Here is a 22,661-nt window from a genome sequence, read left to right as displayed (position 1 = left end):
GCAGCAAATGGCCTCGGCCGCGCGCACTGGGGTGGCGCGCGGCCTCGGTTTCAGAGGTCTAGTACTTGTAGGTGAAGCCCATGAAGAACCGGCGACCGAAGTAGCCTTGCTCGATCAGGCGGATGTCGCCCGCCGTCGAGACTTCGTCTTCCTTGGTCAGGTTCTTGCCTTCGACGAAGAACTGCAGGCCCGTCGGACCAGGCTTCCAGCTGATCTTGCCGTCGAGATAGCCGGTCGGTTCCTTGAAGACCGGCTGGCCCGAGGTGTCGGCGGCCGACGACAGGTACTTGGAGCGATAGTTGTAGGCCAGGCGGGCGTTGACCCCGCGCTTGTCGTACCAGAGCGTCAGGTTGGCGCTGCTCTTCGACAGGCCCGGGAAGGGCAGGGGCGAGCCGTCGAGGGTCGAATAGAGCTCGACGTCCTTGGCTTCCTGGTAGGTGTAGTTGGCGTCGACGCCGAAGCCCGACAGCAGGCCCGGCAGGAAGGTGAAGGCCGTCTTGCCGGTCAGTTCGACGCCCGAGATCTTGGCCCCGTTGCCGTTGATGTAGGTGTTGTAGTTGTAGAGCGTGCCGTCGCCATAGACGTCGACCTTGCCGATCAGCGTCTTCGACGACAGGTAGAACGACTTGATGTCCTTGTAGAACAGGCCGACCGAGATCTGGGTGTCGTTGTTCGGGTAGTATTCGAACGACAGGTCGTACTGGTTGGCGCGATAGGGCTTCAGCTCGGGGTTGCCGGCCGTGCAGCTGGGCTCGTCGTAGTCGCCATTGGCGTCAGGCGAGTTGTCGGTGGTGCAGCTCACCGCCGGGATCAGGAAGTCGACCCGCGGACGGGCCATCAGCTGGGCGAAGCCGAAGCGCGCCGACAGCTTGTTGGGGATCGCCCATACGCCCGCGTTGAAGCTCGGCAGCCAGGCCGTGTACTCCTTGTTCATCGTGACCTGCTCGTTGCTCAGCACGTAGGTCGTCGAGGTGCCGCCGTTGGTGGAGGCGTAGGTCTCGCTGCGGGTCGAGGAGCCGGTGGCGGTGGTCTTGGTGTGCGCCCGACGCCAGCCGAAGTTGCCGCTCACGTCATAGCCGAACACCGGGAAGGCGTAGTTGAACTTCAGGTACAGGGCGTCGGTCTGTTCCTGGATCCGATAGGACGGGATCTGGCTGTAGCTGTTGCCGTCGCTGCCGGTGGTGGTCACCAGGTTGTTCAGGTTGAAGTGCGACGTGTCGAGGTACTGAGCGACCGAATTGAAGTTCGGATACAGCCAGGTCGAGGGCAGGGAGCCGCCGCCGTAGTAGAAGGCGTCCGGCAGCTGGGTCATGGCCTGGGCGAAGACGGCGTTCGAGAACGCCCGCGACCAGCTTTCCGTCGTCGACCAGTAGCCGGTGGTGTAGGCGGCCGAGGCGTTGGTCGCCGCGGTCTGGTCGGCGGTCTGGGTGTTGCTGACCGTCGCCGTCGAATTGACGGCGTTGGTGTAGAGCACCAGGTCGTCAGCGGTCGAATACGAGTTGGAGCCGCCGTCGAGGATGTAGCCGCCGTAGCCGTAGCCCGAGGTCTCGTAGTCGGTGGCGCGGCCGCCGAACTCGATCTTCGGCAGGAACGACCAGCGGGTGTCGTAGTCGAAGTCGAGCTTGTACTGCTTTTCCTCGGTCTGCGAGTTCGAGGGCCGGTACTGGATCTGCCACTGACGGATCGCCGAGGCGTCCGACGGGCTGTAGCCGGCGGCGAAGGTGAACGACGGCTTGCCGGTGGTCGGGTCGAGGGTGACCGTCATGCCGGGGGTGTCGAAGCTGACGCTGACGTTGTTGGTCTGGGAGACCGTCGAGGTGTCGGCGTTCGAGCCCTGGAACTCCACCTGCAGGCGGTCGCCCCGGTAGTTGGCGCCGAAGTTGTAGTAGTTGCTCTGGCTGTCGTAGGCGAAGTCGCGCGACGAGATGCCGAAGCCGTTGTAGCCGCCGCTGCCCGAGGTGGTGAGGCAGTTGCCCAGCGTGTAGGCGATGACGTTGTGGTTGGCGTCGACCTTGACCGAACTGGCCGTGGTGTCGGTCGACGAGCACGACGTGCCGTTCGCCGCCGTGTTGCGCAGGCGGGTCGCCGAGGTGAAGTCGGTGCCGTAGTTGATGTCGTTCAGGGTCTGCGACCGCTCATTGCGGTTGTAGCTGGCCCAGATGTCGAACTTGTCGGTGAACTTGTACTGGGCGGTGAACTCGGCCGAGAGGCGTTCGTCGTTGCGGGTCCAGACGCCGTAGCGGGCGACGCGCGGGGCGTAGTCGTACCACTGGCTCTGGCAGGCCGTGCGCAGGTTGGTGGTCGAGATCTGGCTCGAGTCCGGCGTCGTCAGGCTGGAGCAGCCCGAATAGGACGTGACGTTGCGCGCCAAGTCGTTGATCTGCTGGCTGTAGGCCGTGGAGTAGTAGTCGACGGTCTTGTCGGCGGAGCCGTCGAAGTCGGCGAAGCGGCCCCACGACGAGTTGCGGACGTAGTCGCCCCGGGTGCTGACGTTGTCGTAGGTGACGTTGGCCATCAGGCCCAGGCGCCCGTCGAACAGCTGGGTGGCGGCGAAGACGTTGCCGCGCGGCTTCCAGCCCTTGACCGTGTCGAGGTTCTGCAGCGAGCCAGTGAACGACAGGGTCGGCTTCTTGAAGTCCAGCGGCTTGCGGGTGGTGACGCTGACCGTGCCGCCGACGCCGCCTTCGGTCATGTCGGCAGTGAAGCCCTTGAAGACGTCGATCGACTTGACCAGTTCCGAGGCCAGTTCGCGGAAGTCGTTGGCGCGCCCGCCGCCGCCGTAGACCGACAGGTTGCCGGCCGTCGACAGGGTGCTCATGCCGTTGATCTCGACCCGGTTCAGGTCGGGCTCGACGCCGCGGATCGACACCGCGTTGCCTTCACCGAAGTCGCGGGCGAGCTGCACGCCGGTGACGCGGCCGAGCGCTTCGCCGACGTTCTTGTCGGGGAACTGGCTGATATCCTCGGCGACGATGGAGTCCGAGACCGTGCCCGCGCGCTTCTTGCGGCCCATGGCGCTCTGGAGGCTGGCGCGGGTGCCGACGACGACGATTTCATCGACCTTGTTCTCGACCGTGGTTTCGGGAGAGGCGGTCGTGGTCTGGGCGGCCTGGGCCAGGGCGATCGACGAGCTCGAGGCCAGGATGGCCGCGGCCAGGCCGCTGGTCATAAGCAGCTGGGTTTCGAAGCGTGATCTGCGGACGTTCTTCATGAGTTCCCTCCGAGAGTACAGGCGGTGACCGCCCTTGTTCAGCGCGGCGCCCTGTGGTCGCCGCGACGTGTTGGCCGAATGAGAGGCGCGTCAGACCGGACGCCGGCAGCCGCTGTTGCCGCGGCGTTGGCGATGGGATCGATGCTGGCGTGCGGGGCGCCGAGGCTCGAACGGCCGGTCGCCGGCGCTTCGTTGCGTCGGCAGCGGCGGTTCGCGGGCGAATACACGAGCGTCGAAGTCTTCGACGTCATGTCTCGGCGTTTTGGCGATCGTACGCGGGGGTTGTCGCGGCGTCGCGCATCAGAGCGGTCTTCACGTTCGCCACGGATATTTTGATCTCTGTGGCGATGCCGGCAATTTTATAGAAGTCAGGGTTTTGTCAATTCGCGAGATCGTGCTTCGTGACGATATAACGGCGAATTTCGGTCAGTCTGTATTCTTGGAAATTGAATGGATATTATGCGGCAATGTAGATATCTAAATTGAATTATATCTCGCCTTCCGCGCGCACGTTTCCCAACTGGTGAAACGGCGCGTGAAGCATTGGGAGGCGGCGTGAGATTCGCCTCGATCATGGCCGTGCAGGCTAGCTGGCGCGGGACGGCCCGGCGGCGACCGAGTCCCATCCCGCGCCAGGTCTGCTCAGGCGGCCTCCACGGCGACGGCCTTCTCGTCCGTGGCCGTCATCGGGAACGGCAGGTAGGAGATCCTCAGGGTCTCGGTCAGGGCCAGGCGATGCCGGCCGGGCCGCAGGCCGCCGGGATAGGCGACCAGCACGGTCGCGGGCGCGCCGAACTCCCAACGACGGTCATAGGCCGTTTCCATCTCGTCGAGGCTCAGCGCGCCGCGACCGTCGTCGAAGCGGACGGACTCGCGGGGCAATTGCTCGCCGTCGACCGTCACCAGCAGGTTCTCGACCATCGACAGGCCAAGGCCGCGATAGTAGCCGAGCCTGGCCTCGAAGGCGAAACCATCGGGGGCCTCTGCGGGGCCGAGATTGCGGACGCTGGCGGCGTCGATCAGGTACTTGTCGAACATCGCGGATCCCCTCAGGAGGCTTTGGCGGCGAGCTTGGCGCGGGCGGCCTCGCCCAGGCGCTCGAACATCACGTGCTGGCGGCGGACCTGTTCGCGGCTGTCGACGGCCTCGACGTCCTGGATCCAGCGGTTGCCCTCGTATTCGCTGGACAGGAAGCCGTCCCAGCCGGCCTCGACCAGGGCGTCGATCGCCTCGTCATAGGCGATGGTCGGGTCCTCGCAATCGGCCGTCATGCCGTAGAACTTGGCCTGGATGTGCTTGAAGTAGGGCGCGTAGTCCTTGAGCCGCTTGGGGTTGGAGTAGGGGGCGTGGCGCAGGGTCTCGGCCATGGCCACCTCGGCCTTGTTTCCCCGCATCTTCACCGCCACCTCGAAGATCGTGTACTCGGCCATCACCTTCTGCTCGTGCTGGTCGATGATGAACTGGGCCACCTCGGGCCGCGCGCCCTGGCGCAGGAAGCGGTCGCGGAACTCCGGCGGATAGTGCTTCATGAAGATGCCCATGTCGGGCAGCAGGCCCAGATGCTTGGTGCCCAGGCGGTCGGCGATCTCCACCGTGCGCAGGATCCAGGCGTGCTCCATGTGCCAGGGCGCGTGGACCTCGACGCCCATGTGCACGTCGTACTGCTCGGCATAGGGCACGCAAGCCTCGAGAATGTCGGGGCGCACGAACACCAGCACCCGCATGTTCCTGAAGCCAAGACGATTGGCGAGCTTGAGGTCGGCGACGATCGAGACGACCTGCTCGTCGTCGGTCATCAGGCGGTCCTTGCGCCGCTTGGTGTCGAGGAACATGTCGTAGCAAGTCGGGACCGTGCCGTACTTGTCCATCAAGCCGTGCCAGGCGTCGACCTGGGCGTCGGTGATCAGGGGAAAGCCGGGCAGGTTCTGCTCGGGCAGAAGCTCGACGCCCTTGGCCCCGATGGAGGCGGCGAAGGCTACGCAGTCCTCCACCGTCATCTGGCCGAGGAACAGTTCTTCCTGGAAGCTGTAGAGGCTGACGCCACGCTGGAACACGGGTCTTGTCCTTGTCTTAGGCGGTGGGGGTTTCGAGTACGAGGCGCGTATCGACGGCCGAGCGGCCGACGGCGAGGCGGGCCGGGACGTCTGGGATCCAGCCGGCGTCGGTCCAGCGGCGCAGGGCGATCGGGTCGATCTGGACGACGAGGCGTCGGGTCTCGCCGGCCGGGATTTCCGCCTTGGCGAAGCCCAGCAGGGCCGCGCGCGGGCCGATCGAATAGACCTGGACCACCTCGGACGAGGCGCGCGAGGCGGCGTTGCGCACCGTGACCTCGACCGTCAGGCCGCCGTCGGCGCGGGCGGCGACGGTCGCGTCCTCATAGGTGAACTCGCCGTAGCCCAGGCCTGACCCAAAGGCGAAGGCCGGGGCTGCGCCGTTGTCGAGGAAATGGCGATAGCCGCCGCGCGCGCCCTCGGCGTAGACGACCTTGTCGTCGGCGTCGGGGATGGCGTGCAGCACCGGATAGTCGGCCTCGTCGCGGGCGAAGGTCACCGGCAGACGGCCGGAGGGCTCGCGGTCGCCGGCCAGAACCTGGGCCAGGGCCGGGCCGAACTCCTCGCCCGGATACCAGACGACCATCAGCGCCCTGGCCTGTTCGGCGAAGGCCGCGTCGAAGGCGTGGGCGACATTGGCGATCACCGCCACGTTCGGATTGGCCGCGCAGATGCGCTGCGCCAACCGGACCTGATCGTCCGGCAGCCGGGTGTCGGGGCGGTCCTTGCTCTCGACGCCGCTGTCGGCCGTCTCGCCGACCACCAGGATCACCGCGTCGGCCTCGCTGGCGACACGCTCGGCCTCGGCGAGAAGACTTTCGGCGTCGCCGGGCGCGCGGATCCCCCACCACAGGCCGTGGGCGCGGCGCGGCGCGAAACGCAGCTCGACTTCCACGAAGACCGGCCGGCCGGCCATGAAGGCGACCTCTACCGACCGGCTGTCGCCGCCCTTCAGCACGCCCATCAGGTCGGCCGGAGCGACGTCCTGGTCGAGGGCCAGATGCTCGACGCCGTCCAGGCGCAGGGTCAGGCCCGCCGTGCCGCCGATGTGGACGCGGTGGAGGCCGTCGATGGTCGGGGTGAACCAGCCGCTGGCGCGCACGCCGGCCGGGCGGTCGAAGACCCCGACCTCGTGCATGCCGACGAACCAGGTCAGGCTGTTGGTGTCGCGGGTCTCGCTGGCGATCGGCGGGGCCGTGAAGTCGTGGCCGTCGAAATAGTCGACCGTCATGCCCTTGCCGGAGCCGTCGCCCAGGTCGCGCGCCGGGGCGGCGGCCATGGACGGCAGGCGAGGCGAGGGATCGGCGCCGGGGGCGAAGACGATCTCCGTCTCCGCGCCATAGCGGGCTCGGATGGCGTCTATCGGGGTGATGGCGTCGGGGCGCACGGCGATCTTGGCGAAGGTGCCGCCCTGGAAGCAGGGCGCCAGGGCGTTGGGACCGATCACCGCGATCCTGCGATGGGCGCCGGGGATCAGCGGCAGCAGGCCGCCGTCGTTGCGCAACAGGGCGAAGCTTGCGGCCGCGGCCTCCGTCAACACCTCGGCGGGCAGGGAGGGCTCGGGGCCGGGATCGCCGCCGGCCCAGGCGCGGGCTGCGGTCGCGACGCGCTCGGCGGCGTCCTCGCGCAGGCCTTGTGCAACCTCACCGGCGGCCAGGGCCGCTTCCAGCTTCTCGCCATAGATGCGGGCGGGGCCGGGCATTTCGAGATCGAGGCCGGCCTGGGCGCTGCGGACGGTGTCGTGCGTGCCGAACCAGTCGCTGACGGTGAAACCCTTGAAGCTCCACTCGTCTTTGAGGATTTCGGTGACGAGGTGGCGGCTCTCGGCGCAGTAGTCGCCATTGACCTTGTTGTAGGCGGTCAGTACGCCCGCGCAGCCGGCTTTCACCGCCAGCTCGAAAGGCAGCAGGTAGACCTCCCGCAGCGTCGCCTCATCGACGACGGCGTCATAGCGGTCGCGGCCGGTCTCGGTGTCGTTGCAGACCAGGTGCTTGGCCACCGCTCCGACTTGGCGGCTTTGCAGGCCCTTGGTCCAGGCCGCCCCCATGACCCCGGCCAGCAGCGGATCCTCGCCGTAGAGTTCGAAGGCGCGGCCGGCCAGGGGCGTGCGCTGCAGGTTGAGGTTGGGGGCCAGCATCAGGTCGACGCCGCGCCGCTTGGCCTCGCCGCCGACCACGGCGCCGACGCGGGCGACGAGGTCGGGATCGAAGGTCGCGCCCAGCGAGACGCCGCTGGGGGTCAGCACCGAGACGTCGCGCTCGTCGACGCGGCCGCTGGCCACGCCCATCGGGCCGTCGGCCATGTTCACCGACGGGACGCCGGCGTGAGGGATCTCGGCGGTCGACCACATGTCGCGGCCGGCGCTGAGGGCGATGCGGTCCTTTGGCGTCAGGCTCATGCGGCGGCCCTTGCTAAAGTCATGACCTGCCGGGCCTGGGCGCGGACGGCGCCGAGCACCGCCTCGTCGATCAGCCGGCCGTCGGCGTCGAACGGCTTCTGCTCGACGGTGTTGACGGTGATGCCCAGAGGCGTGGGCCAGCCGCGCATGGCGTGGACGATGCCGCGCAGCGCCTGCAGGGTGACGCCGCAGCCCTGCCAGCCGGCGGCCACGACCACCAGGCCGACGGCCCGGCCGTCGAAATAGACCCGGGCGTCGTCGCGCAGGTCCTCCAGCAGGTCGATGGCGTTCTTGACCAGGCCAGAGACGCCGCCGTGATAGCCGGGCGAGCCGATGACGATGCCGTCGGCGGTGCGCACGGCCTCGACGAAGTCGCGCTGGGCCGGGGTGCGCTCGGCGCTTTCCGGGGCGAAGTGGGGCAGGGCGGACAGGTCCGCGCCGCCGAACATCCGGGTGCGCGCGCCCAAGCCCTCGGCCTCGGCCAGCACGGCGCGGACCATCCGTTCGCCGGACGAGCCGGGGCGGGTGGTGCCGCCGATCCCGACGATCAGCGGGGCGCTCATGCCGCGGCGTCGGCCTTGCCGGCCGCTCCCTTGAAGTGCGGCATCACCTCGCGCGACAGCAGGTCCAGCGTCTGGTCGGCCCAGGCGCGGCGTTGGGCCGTCAGCGGGCCGGTGGTCGTGCCGCACAGGATGTTGCCGATGCCCAGTTCGGCATAGGGCTCCAGGTGCTCGATCACCGTCTTGGGGCTGCCGTACAGGCACCAGGTGGCGATCCAGTCCTCGGTCAGGGCCAGGGGCGTCTGGTCGGTCTTCTTGTTGGCGTCGCCTTCCTCGGCCTTGTCGTTGAAGGCCTTCTCGCGGTCGACGGCGGCCTGGTAGGCGGTGAGGATCTGCTCCAGCTCGGCGCGGGCCTGCTCGTCGGTCTCTGCGATATGGACGCACTGGTAGGTGTGGGTGGTCCACGACAGGGCGTCGTCGATCCTCGCCTGCGCATGGCCCGCGCCCAGCAGCAGGGCCTTGTAGGCGTCGAAATACTTCTTCACGTGGGTGAAGGGCTCGCGGCCGCCGATGTTGGGCGGGGTGAAGGCGGGGATGAACGCCGGCCAGCCGTTCTGCGCCGCGCGGCGGGCGCTGGCCTCCTTCATGGCCACCGGCATGAGCCGGGCGTGGCCCTTGCTGTAGGGCGCCGGCGCGATGCGCTGCAGAACCTCGCCCTTGTAGGGGCCGTTGTCGAAGGCGATCGGCGGATCCTCGGGGCGCTTGGCCCACAGGGCCTGGGCGATGGCCAGGTTCTCTTCCGAGATCTTCGAGGCGTCCTTGTAGTTGACGCCGAAGCCGATCATCTCCTCGGGCGTGGTGCCCGAGCCGACGCCTACCAGCAGCCGGCCTTCGGTCAGCTGGTCGAGGATGTTGACCCGCTCGGCGAAGCGCACCGGGCTGTGCAGCGGCACCGAGGTCACCGAGAAGCCGAAGTGCACCTTCTTCAGCGTGGCGGCCAGATAGGCGGCGAACATCATCGGATCGCTGGCCATCGGCATGTAGCCGGTGAAGTGATGGTCGGGCAGGAACACCGCGTCGAAGCCCAGCGCCTCGGCGCGGGTGGCGTGATCCACGAGGTCGAGCAGCAGGGCGCGATCCTCGTCGGGACCCATGGTGCGGGCGTTCAGGAAAACCGAAAAGCGCACTTGGTTTCTCTCCCTGGGTGCAGCGCCGCCTCCGGTTGAAACCGGATTTGCCTTCCGGGTGCGGACTGCCTAATCTGTTGGACGGTTTAGAACTAGAACCGTCATTCTGATTTACAGATAGCGACGCCCGGCGTCGGCTGTCAACGGGAGTTTGTCGATGGATGGGGAAGCCCCCGCGCCGGCCGCGCTGACCAGGGCCCCCCAGCAGGGGCGCAGCCGCGCGTCCTACGAGCGCATGGTCGCGGCGGCCGAGGCCCTGATGCGCGAGCGCGGCTCGGACGAGTTCACGCTGAACGAGGTGGCCCAGCGCGGCCAGGTCTCGATCGGTTCGATCTACAACCGCTTCGACAGCAAGGACGTGCTGATCCACGTCGTGCAGGAAATGGCCCTGGCGACCATGGACGCCGACCAGCAGGCGGTGATCGCCAAGGCGCAGGAAAGCGCCGGCGGGCTCGACGCCCTGATCCGCGAACTGGTCGACGGCATCGCCGAGACCCTGCGCAAGCACGCCGAGATCATGCGTCCGCTGATGCTGCGCGCCACCAACGACCCGGTGGTCGCCCTGGCCGGCAAGCGCAGCTACATCGCCGCCGAAAGCCAGGTTCGCGACCTGCTGCTGTCCCGTCGCGACGAGATTCGCCACCCTGACCCGGAACGGGCGGTCTCGTCGTCGTACCGGATCATGTACGCGGCCATCGCCCGCTACCTCGGCTTCGGCTCGTCGACCACGGCCGCCTGGGAGGGCGACTGGGCGTACCTGAAGGAAGACCTGGGTCGCATGTGCTCGGCGTTTCTGAGGTCGGCGGGGTAGGCGTCACTGCCTCGCGCGCGTCCGCTCGCGCGCATTCAATCCGCGGGCGGTCGAAACGCCCTTGCCCCGTCGATGCCGATGTGTAGCTTGGCGTGTGTTTCTGGCGCGTCCTGCTCTCAGGGTTGCGCCGTCATGCGATTTCGTCGGGGGGCGAATGATGGGGATGGGTTCGATGCGCGCCGGTGCGGCGCTGATGTGCGTGCTGGCGGTTTCCGGCTGCGCCCAGGTCGATTATCCGGACAAGACCCAGTTCGACACCGCCAAGGCGTCGATGGTCGATGTCAACAACGTCGGCGCCGCCAGGGCCTATGTGCACACGGCCCGCCTGGAGCTGGCCGCGCGGCGGGACGAGGTGCTGACCGGGGAGGGGATCTTCAACGCCGGCGCCGCCGGAGGATCCCTGGCCGCGCTGATGGGCGGCGCGTTGGGCTGGTCGTCCAAGAAGGTGATCCGGGCTTCGGGGCTGTCGGCCGCGAGCTACGCGACGAGCCAGACGCTGCGGCCGCGAGCGCAGCTGGAAGTCGTCGACGCGGGCCTCGCCGCGTTGGACTGCATGAGCGCCCGCGCGGAGGCCGCCTATCCCGGCGCCAGCGTCCGGGAACTGGCCCTGCAACAGGTGGTCACCGCCAAGCTGGCGCTGGAGGAGGACCTCAGTGCGCCGGATGTGCTGACCGCCAAGGCCGCCGGAAAGGACGCCGCGGAGAAATACGCGAAGAACGCCATCGCGCTGGCGGAGACTTTCGTGAACGCCCACCAGTCGCGGGTCTTTCAGCAGGTTCGCGTGGGGGTGGATACGCTGGTGACCTCCACCAACACCCAGCTTGGCAAGGTCGTCGCCGATCCGACCGAGGTGCGCAAGGCGTTCGCGAGCCTCTCCGTCGCCAGCCCCACGACGGGAACCGCAACGACGACGCCGGCGTCCAAGCCGACCTTGCCGCCGGCGGCGGGCTCCAGGTTCTTAGCGGGGTCGGCAACCGACGAAGACAGGGCGATCACGGCCGTCAGGGGACACATCGACGACTTGAACGATGCGATCAAGGCCGCGACGGAGGCGATCGCCGATCTGCCGGCCGACAGCGGCGTGCTCGACCTCAACGCCTGTATGCCGGGGGCGGTGATGCTGATCGTGTCGCCGACGGGGCCGATCACGCTCGCCAAGTCGCAGGTCTATGAGTTGACCGTGACCGGCGGCCAGCACAGCTGGAGCTGGGGCGGGGTCGCGCCGAAGGAGATCACGGTCTCTCAGCGGAGCTCCAGCGTCTACATCCTGACCAGCACCGCCAATCTGGGGGCAAAGGAGACCTACGTGCTGGTCTTCACGCCCTTCGTGGACGGCGCGCAGAAGAGTTTCACAATCAACACGCCCTGAGCCGTCTCGCCTCTAGCCGCCCTGTCCGCGTCGCCGCCTACAGCTTGAACACCCGCTCGGCATTGCCGTGGAAGAACGCAGCGCGGTCTTCGGCGCTCATCGGGATGGCGTCGGCGGCGCGGGTGGCCTCGGGGCCGTCCTCGAACGGGTAGTCGATGGCGTAGAGCACCTTGTCGGCGCCCAGCACGCCTTGCGTGAAGCGCACCGCCGGCGCCCAGTTGCAGCCGCTGGAGGTGACCACGAAGTGGTCGCGGAAATAGTCGCTGGGCCGGCGTTTCAGCTTCCAGCGCTCGGCGCCGTGCATGGTCGCGAAGCGGTTGTCGATGCGGTCGAGGTAGAAGGGAATGCCTTCGCCCAGGTGGCCGACGACGATCCTAAGGCGCGGGAACTGGTCGAAGACGCCGGCCATGATCAGCCGCAGGGCGTGCAGGCCGGTGTCGGCGGCATAGCCCCAGATCGCACCTTGCAGTCCCGCCTGCTGGTAGGGCGTCAGCATCTGCCGGGTCGGCTCGCGCGGGTGCAGATAGATCGGAACGTCCAGGGCCTGGGCCGCCTCGAAGATCGGCCAGAACTTGCGATCGTCGAGATACTGGTCGCGGGTGGTCGAGTTGACGATCCCGCCCTTGAGGCCGAGCGTCCTGACCGCCCGCTCCAGCTCCTGGGCTGCGGCGTCCGGGTCCTGCGGCGCGAAGGCCGCCAGCGGGGCGAAGCGGTCGGGCCATCGGCGCATCCAGCCGGCGACGCGGTCGTTGGCCAGTTTCGCCAGTTCGATCGCCTGGGGCGGGTCGAAGATCTGCACGCCAGGTGAGTTCAGCAGCAGGATCTGGGTCTGGACGCCGGCGGCGTCCATGTCGGCCAGGCGCGTCTCGGGATCCAGGATCTTCGGGCCGCCGGGCAGGGGAGAGCCCTGCAGCAGGGCCGCGAAGCCCGGCTCCTCGTCGCCGCGCCTGGCCATGAAGGCGTTCACCGCGTCGATCAGTTCCGGGATCGAATAGCCTTCCTCGGCGGCGATCCGTTTGATCTTGTCGGCCGGCTTCGTCGCGGCCTGGGCCGTCCCCGCCAGTCCCGCAGTCAATCCCGCAGCCAGGGCGGCGCCCGCCAGCCCGCGTCGCGTCCACGCCATCCGATCCTCCCGTCTTGACAGCATCCGTCTCCGCGGATGACAACAAATAGAACCATAATTCTAATTATTGAAAAGGGCGGGAATGCAACGGGTCAGGCTGGGACTGGTCGGAGGAGGGCCGGGCGCCTTCATCGGGCCGGTGCATCGCATCGCCGCCGAACTGGATCGCAAGGTCGAGCTGGTCGCCGGCGCCTTCTCCAGCGACGCGGCGCGCTCGCGGGCGGCGGGCGAGGCCTATGGGATCGACCCGGCCAGGGCCTATGGGAGCGTCGAGGCGATGATCGCGGCTGAGGCCGCCAGGCCCGACGGGATCGAGATGCTGGCCATCGCCACGCCCAACCACCTGCACCTGGACGCCGCCCGCGCCGGGCTTGAGGCCGGCCTGGCCGTGCTCAGCGACAAGCCGGCCACCGCCACCCTTGCGGAAGCCGAAGACCTGGCGGCGATCGTCGCGCGCACCGGCGGCCTCTACGGTCTGACCTACACCTATACCGGCTATCCGATGGTGCGCGAGGCGCGGGCTCGGATCGCGGCCGGGGAGCTCGGGACCATCCGCAAGGTCGTGGTCGAATATCTGCAAGGCTGGCTGGCCGAGCCGATCGAGCGAGAGGGTCACAAGCAGGCCGCCTGGCGGGTCGATCCTGATAAGGCCGGGCAGGGCGGCTGCATCGGCGACATCGGCGTGCACGCCTTCAACCTGGCGGAGTTCGTGGTCGGGGCGCCGGTCGAGGCGATCCTGCCGGACCTGGCCGCCGTCGTGCCCGGCCGGGCGCTGGACGACGACGCCACGGTGCTGCTGCGTTTCGCCGGCGGCGCGCGCGGAATCCTGGCCGCCTCGCAAGTGGCCACCGGCGAGCGCAATCACCTGCGCCTGCGGGTCTGGGGCGAAAAGGGCGGCCTTGAGTGGAGCCACGAGGCCTGCGACCGCCTCAGCTTCGTTTTGCCCGACGGCTCGGTGCGCACGGTGTTCGGCGGCAGCGGCGCGGTCGGGGCCGACGCGGCGGCGGCCAGCCGCCTGCCTGCCGGCCATCCGGAGGGCTATCTGGAGGCCTTCGCCAATCTCTATCGCGACTTCGCCGGCGCGGTCCGGGGCGAGGACCGGGGCCTCGTGCCCGGGATCGCCGACGGGCTGCGCTCGATGCGTTTCGTCGCCGCCGCCGTCACCGGCGACGGCTGGACCCCGCTGGCCTGAAAGGACATCCGATGAAGACGATCAAGGGGCCGGCGATCTTCCTGGCCCAGTTCATGGGCGACCAGCCGCCGTTCGACACCCTGGACAACCTGGCCCGCTGGGCCGCCGGCCTGGGCTACAAGGGGATCCAGATCCCCTGCGACCCGCGCCTGATCGATCTCGAGACCGCCGCCGGGTCCCAGACCTACTGCGACGACCTGCGGGGCCGGCTGGCCGAGTTCGGGATCGAGCCGACCGAGCTTTCCACCCATCTGCAGGGCCAGCTGGTGGCCGTGCATCCGGCCTATGACGCCCTGTTCGACGGCTTCGCGCCGCCAGAGGTGAGGGGCAAGCCCGCCGAGCGGCAGGCATGGGCGACGCGGCAGGTGACGCTGGCGGCCAAGGCCAGCGCCAATCTGGGCCTTTCGGCGCACGCCACCTTTTCCGGAGCGCTGGCCTGGCCCTACGTCTATCCCTGGCCGCAACGGCCGGCGGGTCTGGTCGAGGAGGCCTTCGCCGAGCTGGCCCGGCGCTGGCGGCCGATCCTCGACGCCTTCGACGAGGCCGGGGTCGACGTCGCCTACGAGATCCATCCGGGCGAGGACCTGCACGACGGGGCGACCTTCGAGCGGTTCCTGGCGGCGGTGGACGATCACCCCCGCGCCAACATCCTCTACGATCCCAGCCACTACGTGCTGCAACAGCTGGACTATCTGGCCTTCCTCGACCTCTACCACCCGAGGATCAAGGCCTTCCACGTCAAGGACGCCGAGTTCCGGCCCAACGGCCGCTCGGGCGTCTATGGCGGCTATCAGGGCTGGGTCGACCGGCCGGGCCGCTTCCGCTCGCTCGGCGACGGCCAGGTGGACTTCAAGGCCATCTTCTCGAAGCTGGCGCAGTACGACTACGCCGGCTGGGCGGTGCTGGAGTGGGAGTGCGCCCTGAAGCATCCTGAGGATGGCGCAAGGGAAGGGGCCGCCTTCATCCGCGACCACATCATCCGCGTGACGCCGCACGCCTTCGACGACTTCGCCGCCTCGGGCGTCGACGCCACGACCAATCGAAAGGTGCTCGGACTGTGAGATCACCGCCTTGACATGGCTCAATTTCGAGCCATAACAGAATTATAGTTCTAATTCAAAAACCGGGATCGAGCCCGGTGATGGAACGATGCAAGGGAGGGAAGACCATGAAGCGGTCTTGGACTATCGCGCTGTTCGCCGGTTGCGGCGTGACGGCTCTGGGCGGCGCCGCGCTGGCGCAGGACGGCTCGACCGTCGAGAGCCCCACCGGCCTGACGGAGATCGTGGTCACCGCCCAGAAGCGGGCCACCAACATCCAGGACACCCCCATCGCCATCCGCGCCTATGACGGCGCGGCGCTGGAGAAGGCCAACGTCTCCGACATCGCCGGCCTGCAACGCCTGGCGCCGGACCTGGCCCTGACCACCGACACGGTGTTCAACAAGCTTTCGATCCGCGGCGTCTCCAGCCAGGACATCTCGGAAGCCGGCGATCCGGCCCTGACCACCTCGATCGACGGCGAGTACATCAACCGCCCGGTCGCCCTGAACGCCTCGTTCTTCGACCTCGAGCGCATCGAGGTGCTGCGCGGGCCGCAGGGCACGCTGTACGGCCGTAACTCGACCGCCGGCGCCATCAACATCATCGCCGCCAAGCCGCGCTTGGAGCAGTATTCCGGCTCGATCCTCGCGGGCCTGGGCAACTACGACGCCCGCATGGTGCAGGGCTACGTCAACCTGCCGCTGGGCGAGAAGGCGGCCTTCCGCTTCGCCGCCATGCACAACGAGCACAGCGGCTACAGCGACAACGGCGCGGTCGGCAATGGCGACGACGCCAACACCACGGCCCTGCGCATGGGCGTGCTGGTCGAGCCGACCTCCAAGCTGAAGGTCTACATCGCCGGCGAGGTGGTCGACGTCGACCAGCACGCGCCGTCGCAGTACGGCGTGGCCGTGACCTCCTCGACGCCGGGCGTCACCGATCCGGTGCCGTCGACCACCACGATCGAAGGCGGCGGCGTGCCCAGCAACGTCACCTTCAACCTGCCGCGCGACGGCTTCCCGCTGGCTAGCCTCGGCGTCCTCAAGTCCAAGCAGGCGGCGATCCGCGCCCGCATCGACTACGACCTGGGCTTCGGCGAGCTGACCTATGCCGGCGGCTTCCGCGACACCCGGGTTAAGGCCGTGCAGCCCCTGAACGGCTTCCTGCCGGAGACCTTCACCTTCTACAACGACAAGCTGGATTCCGAGACCCAGAGCCACGAGCTGCGCCTGTCGGGCGGCAAGGAAGGCAAGTTCATCTGGCAGACCGGCGGCTTCTATTTCCGCGAGACCAGCGACACGCAACGCGGCCTGTTCCTGCCGCTGGCGGCCGGCGGCAGCTTCTTGAACTACTACTACCGTCCGCTGACCTCGGAATCGAAGGCGGTGTTCGCGCAGGGCTCGTACTGGCTGATCGAGGACAAGCTGTCGCTGACCGCCGGCATCCGCTCGACCAAGGACGAGAAGAACGGCCAGTTCACGACCTTTGGCCCGCGCTTCGGCCTGGGCTTCAACCGCCCGTCGCAGAACGATCCGGCCGGCGTGAAGACCTATCCGACGCAGAGCTCCAGCCAGACCACCTGGACGGTCGGCGTCGAGTACAAGCCGGTCCACGACAGTCTGCTCTATGCCAAGGTCAGCAAGGGCTACAAGGCCGGCGGCTTCGACAATGTCGGCGCCTACCAGCCCGAGAGCCTGATCGCCTACGAGGCCGGTTCGAAGAACCGCTTCCTCGACCGCCGCCTCGAGTTCAACGTCTCGGCCTTCTACTACGACTACACCGACCAGCAGGTGCAGGTGTTCCTGACCACGGCCACCGGCGCCCAGACCTTCAACGCCGGCGAAAGCCGCATTTGGGGGATCGAGAACGACACCACCTTCCTGCTGACCCCGAACGACAAGCTGACGGCGTCGGTCAACTATCTCAACGCCGAGTTCACCGATTTCCCGGCCGTGCTGCCGGGCCTGACCTCGAACGTCTCCGACATCGATCCGGTCACGGCGGGCGTGCAGGCCCCGAACCTGAAGGGCAACAGCCCGCCCCAGGCGCCGAAGTGGACCATCGCTCTGGGCTACGACCACACCTTCGAGTTCGGCGACCACAAGCTCGTGGCCAGCGTGTTCTCGAAGTACAAGTCGGACTACTTCCTGACGGCCTTCAACTACGCCGCCGACCGCCAGGAGTCCTACACCCAGACCGACCTCAGCCTCGAATACATCGCGCCTGGCGACAAGCTCAGCGTGCAGGGCTACGTGCGCAACCTCGAGGACTACCGGGTCATGACCTACGCCGCCTTCACCGGTTCGGGCATCAACCTCTACAACTACATCTTCGGCGCGCCCCGGACCTACGGGATCCAGGTCGGCTACAAGTTCTAAGAGTAGCGAGGCGCCGATGGCCGACGATCCGAACACGACGCCGGTCGATCGGCGCCAGCTGCTGCTTTCGGGACTGCTGATCGGGGGGGCGGTGGTCGCCCCCATGGCGGTGTGGAGCCGCCTGCGCCACGGCGAGAGCGGAGCGGCCACCGAGCGGCAGCGCCTGCTGCTGGCGGTGGTCTGCGACCTCGTCATCCCCAGGACCGACACGCCGGGCGCGGTGCAGGTCGGCGCGCCCGAGTTCGTCGCGCTGGCGCTGAGCCACGGCCTCAACGACACCCGGGCGTTCGGCGCCGACGGCGCCAAGGCCGAGGGCGGGCTGTACCTGCTGGACGCCCTGGCCTGGGAGCTGGACGGCCGCTGCGGCGGCGACTTCCTGAAGGCCTCGCCCCAGCGGCGCCTGGCGACGCTTACGGCGCTGGACGCCGCCGCCTTCGCCGCGCCGCGCGGAGCCGAGCCGCCCTGGCTCAAGATCAAGCAGTTGATCCTCATCGGCTACTACACCTCCGAGGCCGGGGGATCGCAGGAACTGCAATACGAGCTCGTGCCGGGCCGCTGGGACGCGGACCTGCCGCACGTCCCCGGAACGCACGCCTTCTCCAGCGACTGGACCGCGGTGGATTTCGGATGAGTGTTGAGTTCGACGCGATCGTCGTCGGTTCGGGGATCACCGGCGGCTGGGCCGCCAAGGAGCTGACGCAGAAGGGCCTGAAGGTCCTGATGGTCGAGCGCGGCCGCAACATCGAGCACGGCTCAGGCTACAAGACCGAACTGGCCGCGCCCTGGGACCTGCCGTTCCGCGGCCTGGGGGACGCCGAGGTGTTCGCGCAGCAGTTTCCCGTCCAGTCCAAGAACCGCCACTTCACCGAGTGGACGCAGAACCACTTCGTCAACGACGTCGAGAACCCCTACGCCGTGCCCGAGGGCGGGGCCTTCAACTGGTGGCGCAGCTACCAGCTGGGCGGCCGGTCGCTGACCTGGGGTCGGCAGTGCTACCGCTGGTCGGACCGCGACTTCTCGGCCAACAAGGCCGACGGCCACGGGACCGACTGGCCGATCCGCTATGCCGACCTCGCCCCTTGGTACGACCATGTGGAGCGCTTCGTCGGGGTTTCCGGCGCGCACGAGGGCCTTGATGTCTTGCCCGACGGCCAGTTCCAGCCGCCGATGGCGCTGAACGCCGTCGAGGAGCACTGCCGCTCGGTGTTCTCCGATCGCTGGCCCGAGCGCCGGCTGACCATCGGCCGCACCGCCAACCTGACGCAGGCCAAGGAAGGCCGTTCGGCCTGCCAGTACCGCTCGATCTGCTCGCGCGGCTGCTCCTACGGGGCCTATTTCTCGACCCAGAGCTCGACCCTTCCGGCCGCCAAGGCCACCGGCAACCTGACGGTCGTCACCGACAGCGTGGTCGAGGGCGTCGACTACGACCCGGCGACCATGCGGGCCACGGGCGTTCGCATCCTCGACACGACGACGGGGGAACGGCGGCGGGTGACCGCGCGGCTGGTGTTCCTCAACGCCGGGGCCTTCAACAGCAACCACATCCTGCTGCGCTCGCGCTCGGAAGCTTTCCCGAACGGACTGGCCAACGGCTCGGGCGTGCTGGGCACCCACATCATGGACCACGCCTCGACGCTGTCGGCGGCGGCGCTGATGTTCGGCTTCGAGGACCACACGACCTTCGGCAACCGGCCGACCGGGATCGTCGTGCCCCGCTTCCGCAACCTGCGGGAAGGCGAGGGGACCGACTTCGTGCGCGGCTATTCCTACCAGGGCGGCGCCTTCCAGGGCACCTGGACGCGCGGCAAGCGCGAGCCGGGCCTGGGCGCCGAGTACAAGAAGAAGCTGCGCGAGGTTGGGCCCTGGCGAATGGTGCTGGTCACCTATGCCGAGAGCCTGCCGCGGGCCTCCAACCGCCTGACGCTGGATCCGGTGAAGACCGATCCGCACGGCGCGCCGGTGCTCAACATCGCCTTCGAGCACGGCGACAACGAACGCCGCGCCCTGGCCGACGCCAAGGCCCAGGCGGCGACCATGCTGGAGGCGGCCGGCGGCAAGGTGATCCTCGGCTTCGACCGTCCGGGACCGGGCGGCTCGTCCATCCACGAGATGGGCGGGGCGCGGATGGGCCATGATCCCTCGACCTCCGTCCTGAACCGCTGGAACCAGGCCCACGAGGTCGCCAACCTGTTCGTCACCGACGGCGCGGCCATGTCGAGCTCGGCCTGCCAGAACCCGTCCCTGACCTACATGGCGCTGACGGCGCGGGCTGTGGACGCTGCGGTGTCGATGCTGAAGGACGGACGGATATAAATCCTTCTCCCCTTGCGGGAGAAGGTGGCGGCCGAAGGCCGACGGATGAGGGGTCTCTCAGACATGAAACGCCGCGACAGCTGAGAGGCCGTCGCGGCGTTTTCGTTTGTGCGACCCCTCACCCGACCTCCCTGCGGGAGGCCACCCTCTCCCGCAGGGGGAGAGGAGAAAAAACAAAAGAACGGCGCGGCCTTTGGGGGCCGCGCCGTGAAGGCCGCGCTCGCTTGGGGAGATCGTTAGGCGAGTGCGGTGCGCGCGCCGGCAGGAAGGCGGCGCGACATGACGAATGCGACGACGGCGCCGACCAGGGCCACGACGCCGAGGACGGCGAAGGAGCCCAGGATGCCGCCGGTGGCGGAGCGGGCCGCGCCGACCAGGATCGGGCTGGTGAACTGGCCCAGGAAGAAGGCGGCGGCCCAGAAGCCCATGCCGCGGCCGCGATGGGCGGGCGACAGCGCGCCGGTGGCCCAGAAGATCAGGCTGGGCACGGCCATGCCCGCCCCGACCTGCTGGATCATGGCCAGGCCGGCCATCAGCTTGGGATCGCGGGCTAGGCCGATGCCGATCATGCCCAGGCCCAGGCACGTCAGGTAGGTCGCCACCAGCAGGGCCGGCGAGCCCTTCCTGGACAGCAGGCCGAAGATGATCGCGCCGACCGGCACGCCGATGCTGGCGACCGAGATGAAGAGGCCCAGGGTCTTGGGCGACTTCACGCCGATGGCGTCGAAGGCGAGACCCCCCTGGACGATGAACACGTAATAGAGGGTCGAGGAGAACAGGGTCACGGCCGAGAAGCCCATGACCGTGGCCCAGGGGAAGGGACCCGCCGCCTGGGCCGGTTCGTGCTCGGCCTTCAGGGCCGCGGCCGGCTCGTAGATGAACAGCACCATGGCCACGAAGATCGGCAGGGCGACGGCGTAGATCAGGAAGGCGCCGTTCCAGTGGCTTTCGGTCAGCACGCCCGAGAGGGCGATCACCGAGGTGCCGAAGATCGGTCCGACGACGCCCTGCACGGTCAGCCAGGTGCGGCGGCGTTCAGGCGTGAAGTAGTCGCCGATCAGGGTGTTGGTGACGGTGAGGATCGCCGCCTCGGCCACGCCCACCCCCAGCCGGCTGGCGAAGATCGGCCCCAGCTTGTCGAGGAAGAACGGAGCCACGCCGAAGAAGCCGTAGACCAGGGTGGCGGCCAGCAGGATCGGCCGGCGGCCGACGCGGTCGGTGGCCCAGCCCATGGCCGGGGCGAAGATGGCGATCATCAGGCCGGGCGCGGTGACCAGCAGCGGGATCAGGGTGATGGCGTTCGGCACGGCGCCGAAATGCTTGAAGAAGCTGGGCACGGCCGGGGCCAGCGAGACGATGGCCATGATCGGCAGGAAGGCGGCGACGACGATGGTCGCGCCCTGGCCGATTCCGGCCGTGCGCGCCGCCGGGTCCGGGTTGCGGATCGGTGTTTCCAAGGTTTCCTCCGTCCGCATACTCGGACTAGAATTATTGTTCTAATATCGATAGACCGCTCTTCAGCGAGCTGTCAACGAGAGAGCGATGAAGCCCACGATCCGCCGCCACCTTTCCATGCCGCGCGACGCCGAGACGGCCCTTGGCGGCTTCACCGCGCGGCAGCGGAACCTGGCCTTCGCCACCTTGATCGTCGCCTTCGTCATGGACGTGCTGGACAGCACGATCGTCAATGTCGCCGCCCCGGCGATCCGCGCCGAGCTGGGGGCGGGCGGCACGGCGGTGCAGTGGATGATCGCCGGCTACTCCATGGCTTTTGCGATGCTGCTGATCACCGGCGGGCGGCTGGGCGACATCCTCGGCTATCGGCGGGTGTTCGTGGCGGGGATGGCCGGCTTCACCCTGGCCTCGGTGCTGTGCGGCCTGGCGCAGGAGGCCTGGCAGCTGGTGGCCGCGCGCTTGCTGCAAGGCGCGGCGGCGGCCTTCATGGGACCGCAGGTGCTGGCCCTGGCGCAACTGCTGTTCAGCCCGCGCGAGCGGGTCAAGGCGCTGTCGCTGTTCGGGGTGCTGGGCGGGCTGACGGCGGTGCTGGGGCCGATGGTCGGCGGGGCGCTGGTCGAGGCCGACATCGCGGGCCTGGGCTGGCGGACCATCTTCCTGATCAATGCGCCGGTGGGCCTGGCGGGCCTGGTCGCCGCGCGCCTGTGGCTGCCGGAGGGCGGCGCGCCGGGCGGGGCGCGGCTGGATCCGGTGGGCAACCTGCTGGCGGTGGCGCTGGTCTGCGCCCTGGTCGTGCCGCTGGTGCAGGGCGCCGACTGGGGCTGGCCGATCTGGTGCTGGGCGGCGCTGGCGGCGTCGGCGCCGCTGGCGGCGGGACTGGTGCTGCACCTGCGCCGACGGGCGAGGGCGGGAGAGGCGGTGCTGGTCGACTTGGGTCTGTTTCGTGACGGCGGCTTTTCGAGCGGGGTGGCGGTGTCGCTGGTCTTCGCCATCGCCTGCGCCGGCTTCCTGCTGGTGCTAACCCTGGCCTTGCAGGTGGGGCTGGGCATGACGCCGTTGCAGGCCGGCCTGGCCCATGCGCCGTTCGCCCTGGGAGTCGGGCTCGGCGTGCGGGTGCTGGGGCGGCGGCTGCTGGACCGGTTCGGACGCGGCGTGGTGGCGGCCGGCGGCGCCCTGATGGCGGCGGCGATCGCGCTGATGGTTCCAGGCCTGTCCGGCGCGGAGCTGCCGCTCTGGCTGTTGCTGGTCCTGCTGCTCGCGGCGGGTCTGGGCATGGGAGCGGTGGCCGGACCGCTGTCGCCGATCGTGCTGGCGCGAGTGCCGTCCAGCCAGGCGGGCGCGGCCAGCGGCGTGCTGAAGTCGGTGCAGCAGCTGGGCGCGGCGGCTGGGGCGGCGGCGGTCGGGGCGGTGTATCTGGGCCTGTCCCACGGCGCGGCGGAGGCCGGGGCGACCAGGGCCGCCTACGCCCCGACGGCGGGTCTGCTGGTCGTGCTGCTGGCGCTGTCGGCCCTGCTCAGCCGGCGCATGCCCAAGGTGCTTTTCGACTGAGGCGGATGGCGCTCACCCATCCGTTTCATTGATGCAAACCCATAAAAACAATACATTTCCTATATGTCGGGACTGACATGAC

At 68.6% G+C, this 22,661-nt stretch carries 16 protein-coding genes; 8 read left to right on the top strand and 8 right to left on the bottom strand.

The features are described from left to right. Positions 1-58: 58 nt before the first annotated feature. The 6 genes from AC07N1_RS16895 to AC07N1_RS16870 all read right to left on the bottom strand — a co-directional run bounded on the left by AC07N1_RS16895 (position 59) and on the right by AC07N1_RS16870 (position 9,347). Positions 59-3,211 carry a TonB-dependent receptor gene (locus AC07N1_RS16895; RefSeq protein ID WP_494672857.1) on the bottom strand — a complete coding sequence of 1,051 codons (3,153 nt, stop codon included), beginning with the start codon at positions 3,209-3,211 and terminating at the stop codon, positions 59-61. 642 nt (positions 3,212-3,853) lie between these two features. After that, positions 3,854-4,249: a C-glycoside deglycosidase beta subunit domain-containing protein gene (locus AC07N1_RS16890; protein ID WP_494672856.1), complete on the bottom strand. Its 396-nt coding sequence runs from the start codon at positions 4,247-4,249 to the stop codon at positions 3,854-3,856. Positions 4,250-4,260: 11 nt separating this feature from the next. Further along, positions 4,261-5,265 (bottom strand): sugar phosphate isomerase/epimerase family protein, encoded by a 1,005-nt coding sequence (locus AC07N1_RS16885; RefSeq protein ID WP_494672855.1) that lies wholly within the window; start codon positions 5,263-5,265, stop codon positions 4,261-4,263. A gap of 16 nt (positions 5,266-5,281) precedes the next feature. Further along, positions 5,282-7,660 carry a glycoside hydrolase family 3 C-terminal domain-containing protein gene (locus AC07N1_RS16880; protein ID WP_494672854.1) on the bottom strand — a complete coding sequence of 793 codons (2,379 nt, stop codon included), beginning with the start codon at positions 7,658-7,660 and terminating at the stop codon, positions 5,282-5,284. Then, complete coding sequence (locus tag AC07N1_RS16875; RefSeq protein ID WP_494672853.1) at positions 7,657-8,223, bottom strand: NADPH-dependent FMN reductase; 567 nt, start codon at positions 8,221-8,223, stop codon at positions 7,657-7,659. Before AC07N1_RS16875 ends, AC07N1_RS16880 begins: the two co-directional genes overlap by 4 nt. After that, entirely contained in the window at positions 8,220-9,347 is a 1,128-nt protein-coding gene (locus AC07N1_RS16870) for an LLM class flavin-dependent oxidoreductase (RefSeq protein ID WP_494672852.1), read from the bottom strand. Before AC07N1_RS16870 ends, AC07N1_RS16875 begins: the two co-directional genes overlap by 4 nt. Positions 9,348-9,504: 157 nt before the next feature. Between AC07N1_RS16870 and AC07N1_RS16865 the strand changes: the two genes are divergently transcribed. Both AC07N1_RS16865 and AC07N1_RS16860 read left to right on the top strand, forming a co-directional pair. Continuing rightward, complete coding sequence (locus AC07N1_RS16865) at positions 9,505-10,158, top strand: TetR/AcrR family transcriptional regulator (RefSeq protein WP_494672851.1); 654 nt, start codon at positions 9,505-9,507, stop codon at positions 10,156-10,158. Between the two features lie 172 nt (positions 10,159-10,330). Further along, entirely contained in the window at positions 10,331-11,527 is a 1,197-nt protein-coding gene (locus AC07N1_RS16860) for a hypothetical protein (protein WP_494672850.1), read from the top strand. Between the two features lie 37 nt (positions 11,528-11,564). Here AC07N1_RS16860 and AC07N1_RS16855 read toward each other — a convergent pair whose 3' ends face one another. Then, positions 11,565-12,650 carry an amidohydrolase family protein gene (locus tag AC07N1_RS16855; RefSeq protein ID WP_494672849.1) on the bottom strand — a complete coding sequence of 362 codons (1,086 nt, stop codon included), beginning with the start codon at positions 12,648-12,650 and terminating at the stop codon, positions 11,565-11,567. A gap of 82 nt (positions 12,651-12,732) precedes the next feature. On the opposite strand from AC07N1_RS16855, the gene AC07N1_RS16850 reads away from it, so the two are divergent. From AC07N1_RS16850 to AC07N1_RS16830, 5 genes are all read left to right on the top strand, one after another. Further along, the gene (locus AC07N1_RS16850; RefSeq protein ID WP_494672848.1) at positions 12,733-13,842 is read left to right on the top strand and encodes a Gfo/Idh/MocA family protein; all 1,110 of its coding nucleotides are present in this window, start codon (positions 12,733-12,735) and stop codon (positions 13,840-13,842) included. An 11-nt stretch (positions 13,843-13,853) separates the two neighbouring features. Further along, entirely contained in the window at positions 13,854-14,903 is a 1,050-nt protein-coding gene (locus AC07N1_RS16845; protein ID WP_494672847.1) for a sugar phosphate isomerase/epimerase family protein, read from the top strand. A 107-nt stretch (positions 14,904-15,010) separates the two neighbouring features. Next, positions 15,011-17,263 (top strand): TonB-dependent receptor, encoded by a 2,253-nt coding sequence (locus AC07N1_RS16840; protein ID WP_494672846.1) that lies wholly within the window; start codon positions 15,011-15,013, stop codon positions 17,261-17,263. A gap of 16 nt (positions 17,264-17,279) precedes the next feature. Continuing rightward, entirely contained in the window at positions 17,280-17,894 is a 615-nt protein-coding gene (locus AC07N1_RS16835; RefSeq protein WP_494672845.1) for a gluconate 2-dehydrogenase subunit 3 family protein, read from the top strand. Next, positions 17,891-19,576 carry an FAD-dependent oxidoreductase gene (locus tag AC07N1_RS16830; RefSeq protein WP_494672844.1) on the top strand — a complete coding sequence of 562 codons (1,686 nt, stop codon included), beginning with the start codon at positions 17,891-17,893 and terminating at the stop codon, positions 19,574-19,576. The genes AC07N1_RS16835 and AC07N1_RS16830 overlap by 4 nt, the downstream gene beginning before the upstream one ends. A gap of 236 nt (positions 19,577-19,812) precedes the next feature. Here AC07N1_RS16830 and AC07N1_RS16825 read toward each other — a convergent pair whose 3' ends face one another. Beyond that, positions 19,813-21,033, bottom strand: a complete 1,221-nt coding sequence (locus AC07N1_RS16825) for an MFS transporter (RefSeq protein WP_494672843.1) — start codon at positions 21,031-21,033, stop codon at positions 19,813-19,815. A gap of 85 nt (positions 21,034-21,118) precedes the next feature. Between AC07N1_RS16825 and AC07N1_RS16820 the strand changes: the two genes are divergently transcribed. Continuing rightward, positions 21,119-22,579 (top strand): MFS transporter, encoded by a 1,461-nt coding sequence (locus tag AC07N1_RS16820; RefSeq protein WP_494672842.1) that lies wholly within the window; start codon positions 21,119-21,121, stop codon positions 22,577-22,579. The last annotated feature ends 82 nt before the right edge of the window (positions 22,580-22,661 follow it).

The organism is Caulobacter sp. GW821-FHT09B11 (assembly GCF_059418205.1).
Note: the sequence above shows the minus strand (reverse complement) of the source record. Positions and strands in the feature narration are given on the sequence as shown.

Bases quoted from the DNA above. Each gene is read 5' to 3' on its own strand.
- AC07N1_RS16865 (WP_494672851.1), top strand. From the start codon at position 9,505: ATGGATGGGGAAGCCCCCGCGCCGGCCGCGCTGACCAGGGCCCCCCAG.
- AC07N1_RS16890 (WP_494672856.1), bottom strand. From the start codon at position 4,249: ATGTTCGACAAGTACCTGATCGACGCCGCCAGCGTCCGCAATCTCGGC.
- AC07N1_RS16820 (WP_494672842.1), top strand. From the start codon at position 21,119: ATGAAGCCCACGATCCGCCGCCACCTTTCCATGCCGCGCGACGCCGAG.
- AC07N1_RS16855 (WP_494672849.1), bottom strand. From the start codon at position 12,650: ATGGCGTGGACGCGACGCGGGCTGGCGGGCGCCGCCCTGGCTGCGGGA.
- AC07N1_RS16845 (WP_494672847.1), top strand. From the start codon at position 13,854: ATGAAGACGATCAAGGGGCCGGCGATCTTCCTGGCCCAGTTCATGGGC.
- AC07N1_RS16875 (WP_494672853.1), bottom strand. From the start codon at position 8,223: ATGAGCGCCCCGCTGATCGTCGGGATCGGCGGCACCACCCGCCCCGGC.
- AC07N1_RS16860 (WP_494672850.1), top strand. From the start codon at position 10,331: ATGCGCGCCGGTGCGGCGCTGATGTGCGTGCTGGCGGTTTCCGGCTGC.
- AC07N1_RS16840 (WP_494672846.1), top strand. From the start codon at position 15,011: ATGAAGCGGTCTTGGACTATCGCGCTGTTCGCCGGTTGCGGCGTGACG.
- AC07N1_RS16830 (WP_494672844.1), top strand. From the start codon at position 17,891: ATGAGTGTTGAGTTCGACGCGATCGTCGTCGGTTCGGGGATCACCGGC.
- AC07N1_RS16895 (WP_494672857.1), bottom strand. From the start codon at position 3,211: ATGAAGAACGTCCGCAGATCACGCTTCGAAACCCAGCTGCTTATGACC.
- AC07N1_RS16880 (WP_494672854.1), bottom strand. From the start codon at position 7,660: ATGAGCCTGACGCCAAAGGACCGCATCGCCCTCAGCGCCGGCCGCGAC.
- AC07N1_RS16850 (WP_494672848.1), top strand. From the start codon at position 12,733: ATGCAACGGGTCAGGCTGGGACTGGTCGGAGGAGGGCCGGGCGCCTTC.
- AC07N1_RS16835 (WP_494672845.1), top strand. From the start codon at position 17,280: ATGGCCGACGATCCGAACACGACGCCGGTCGATCGGCGCCAGCTGCTG.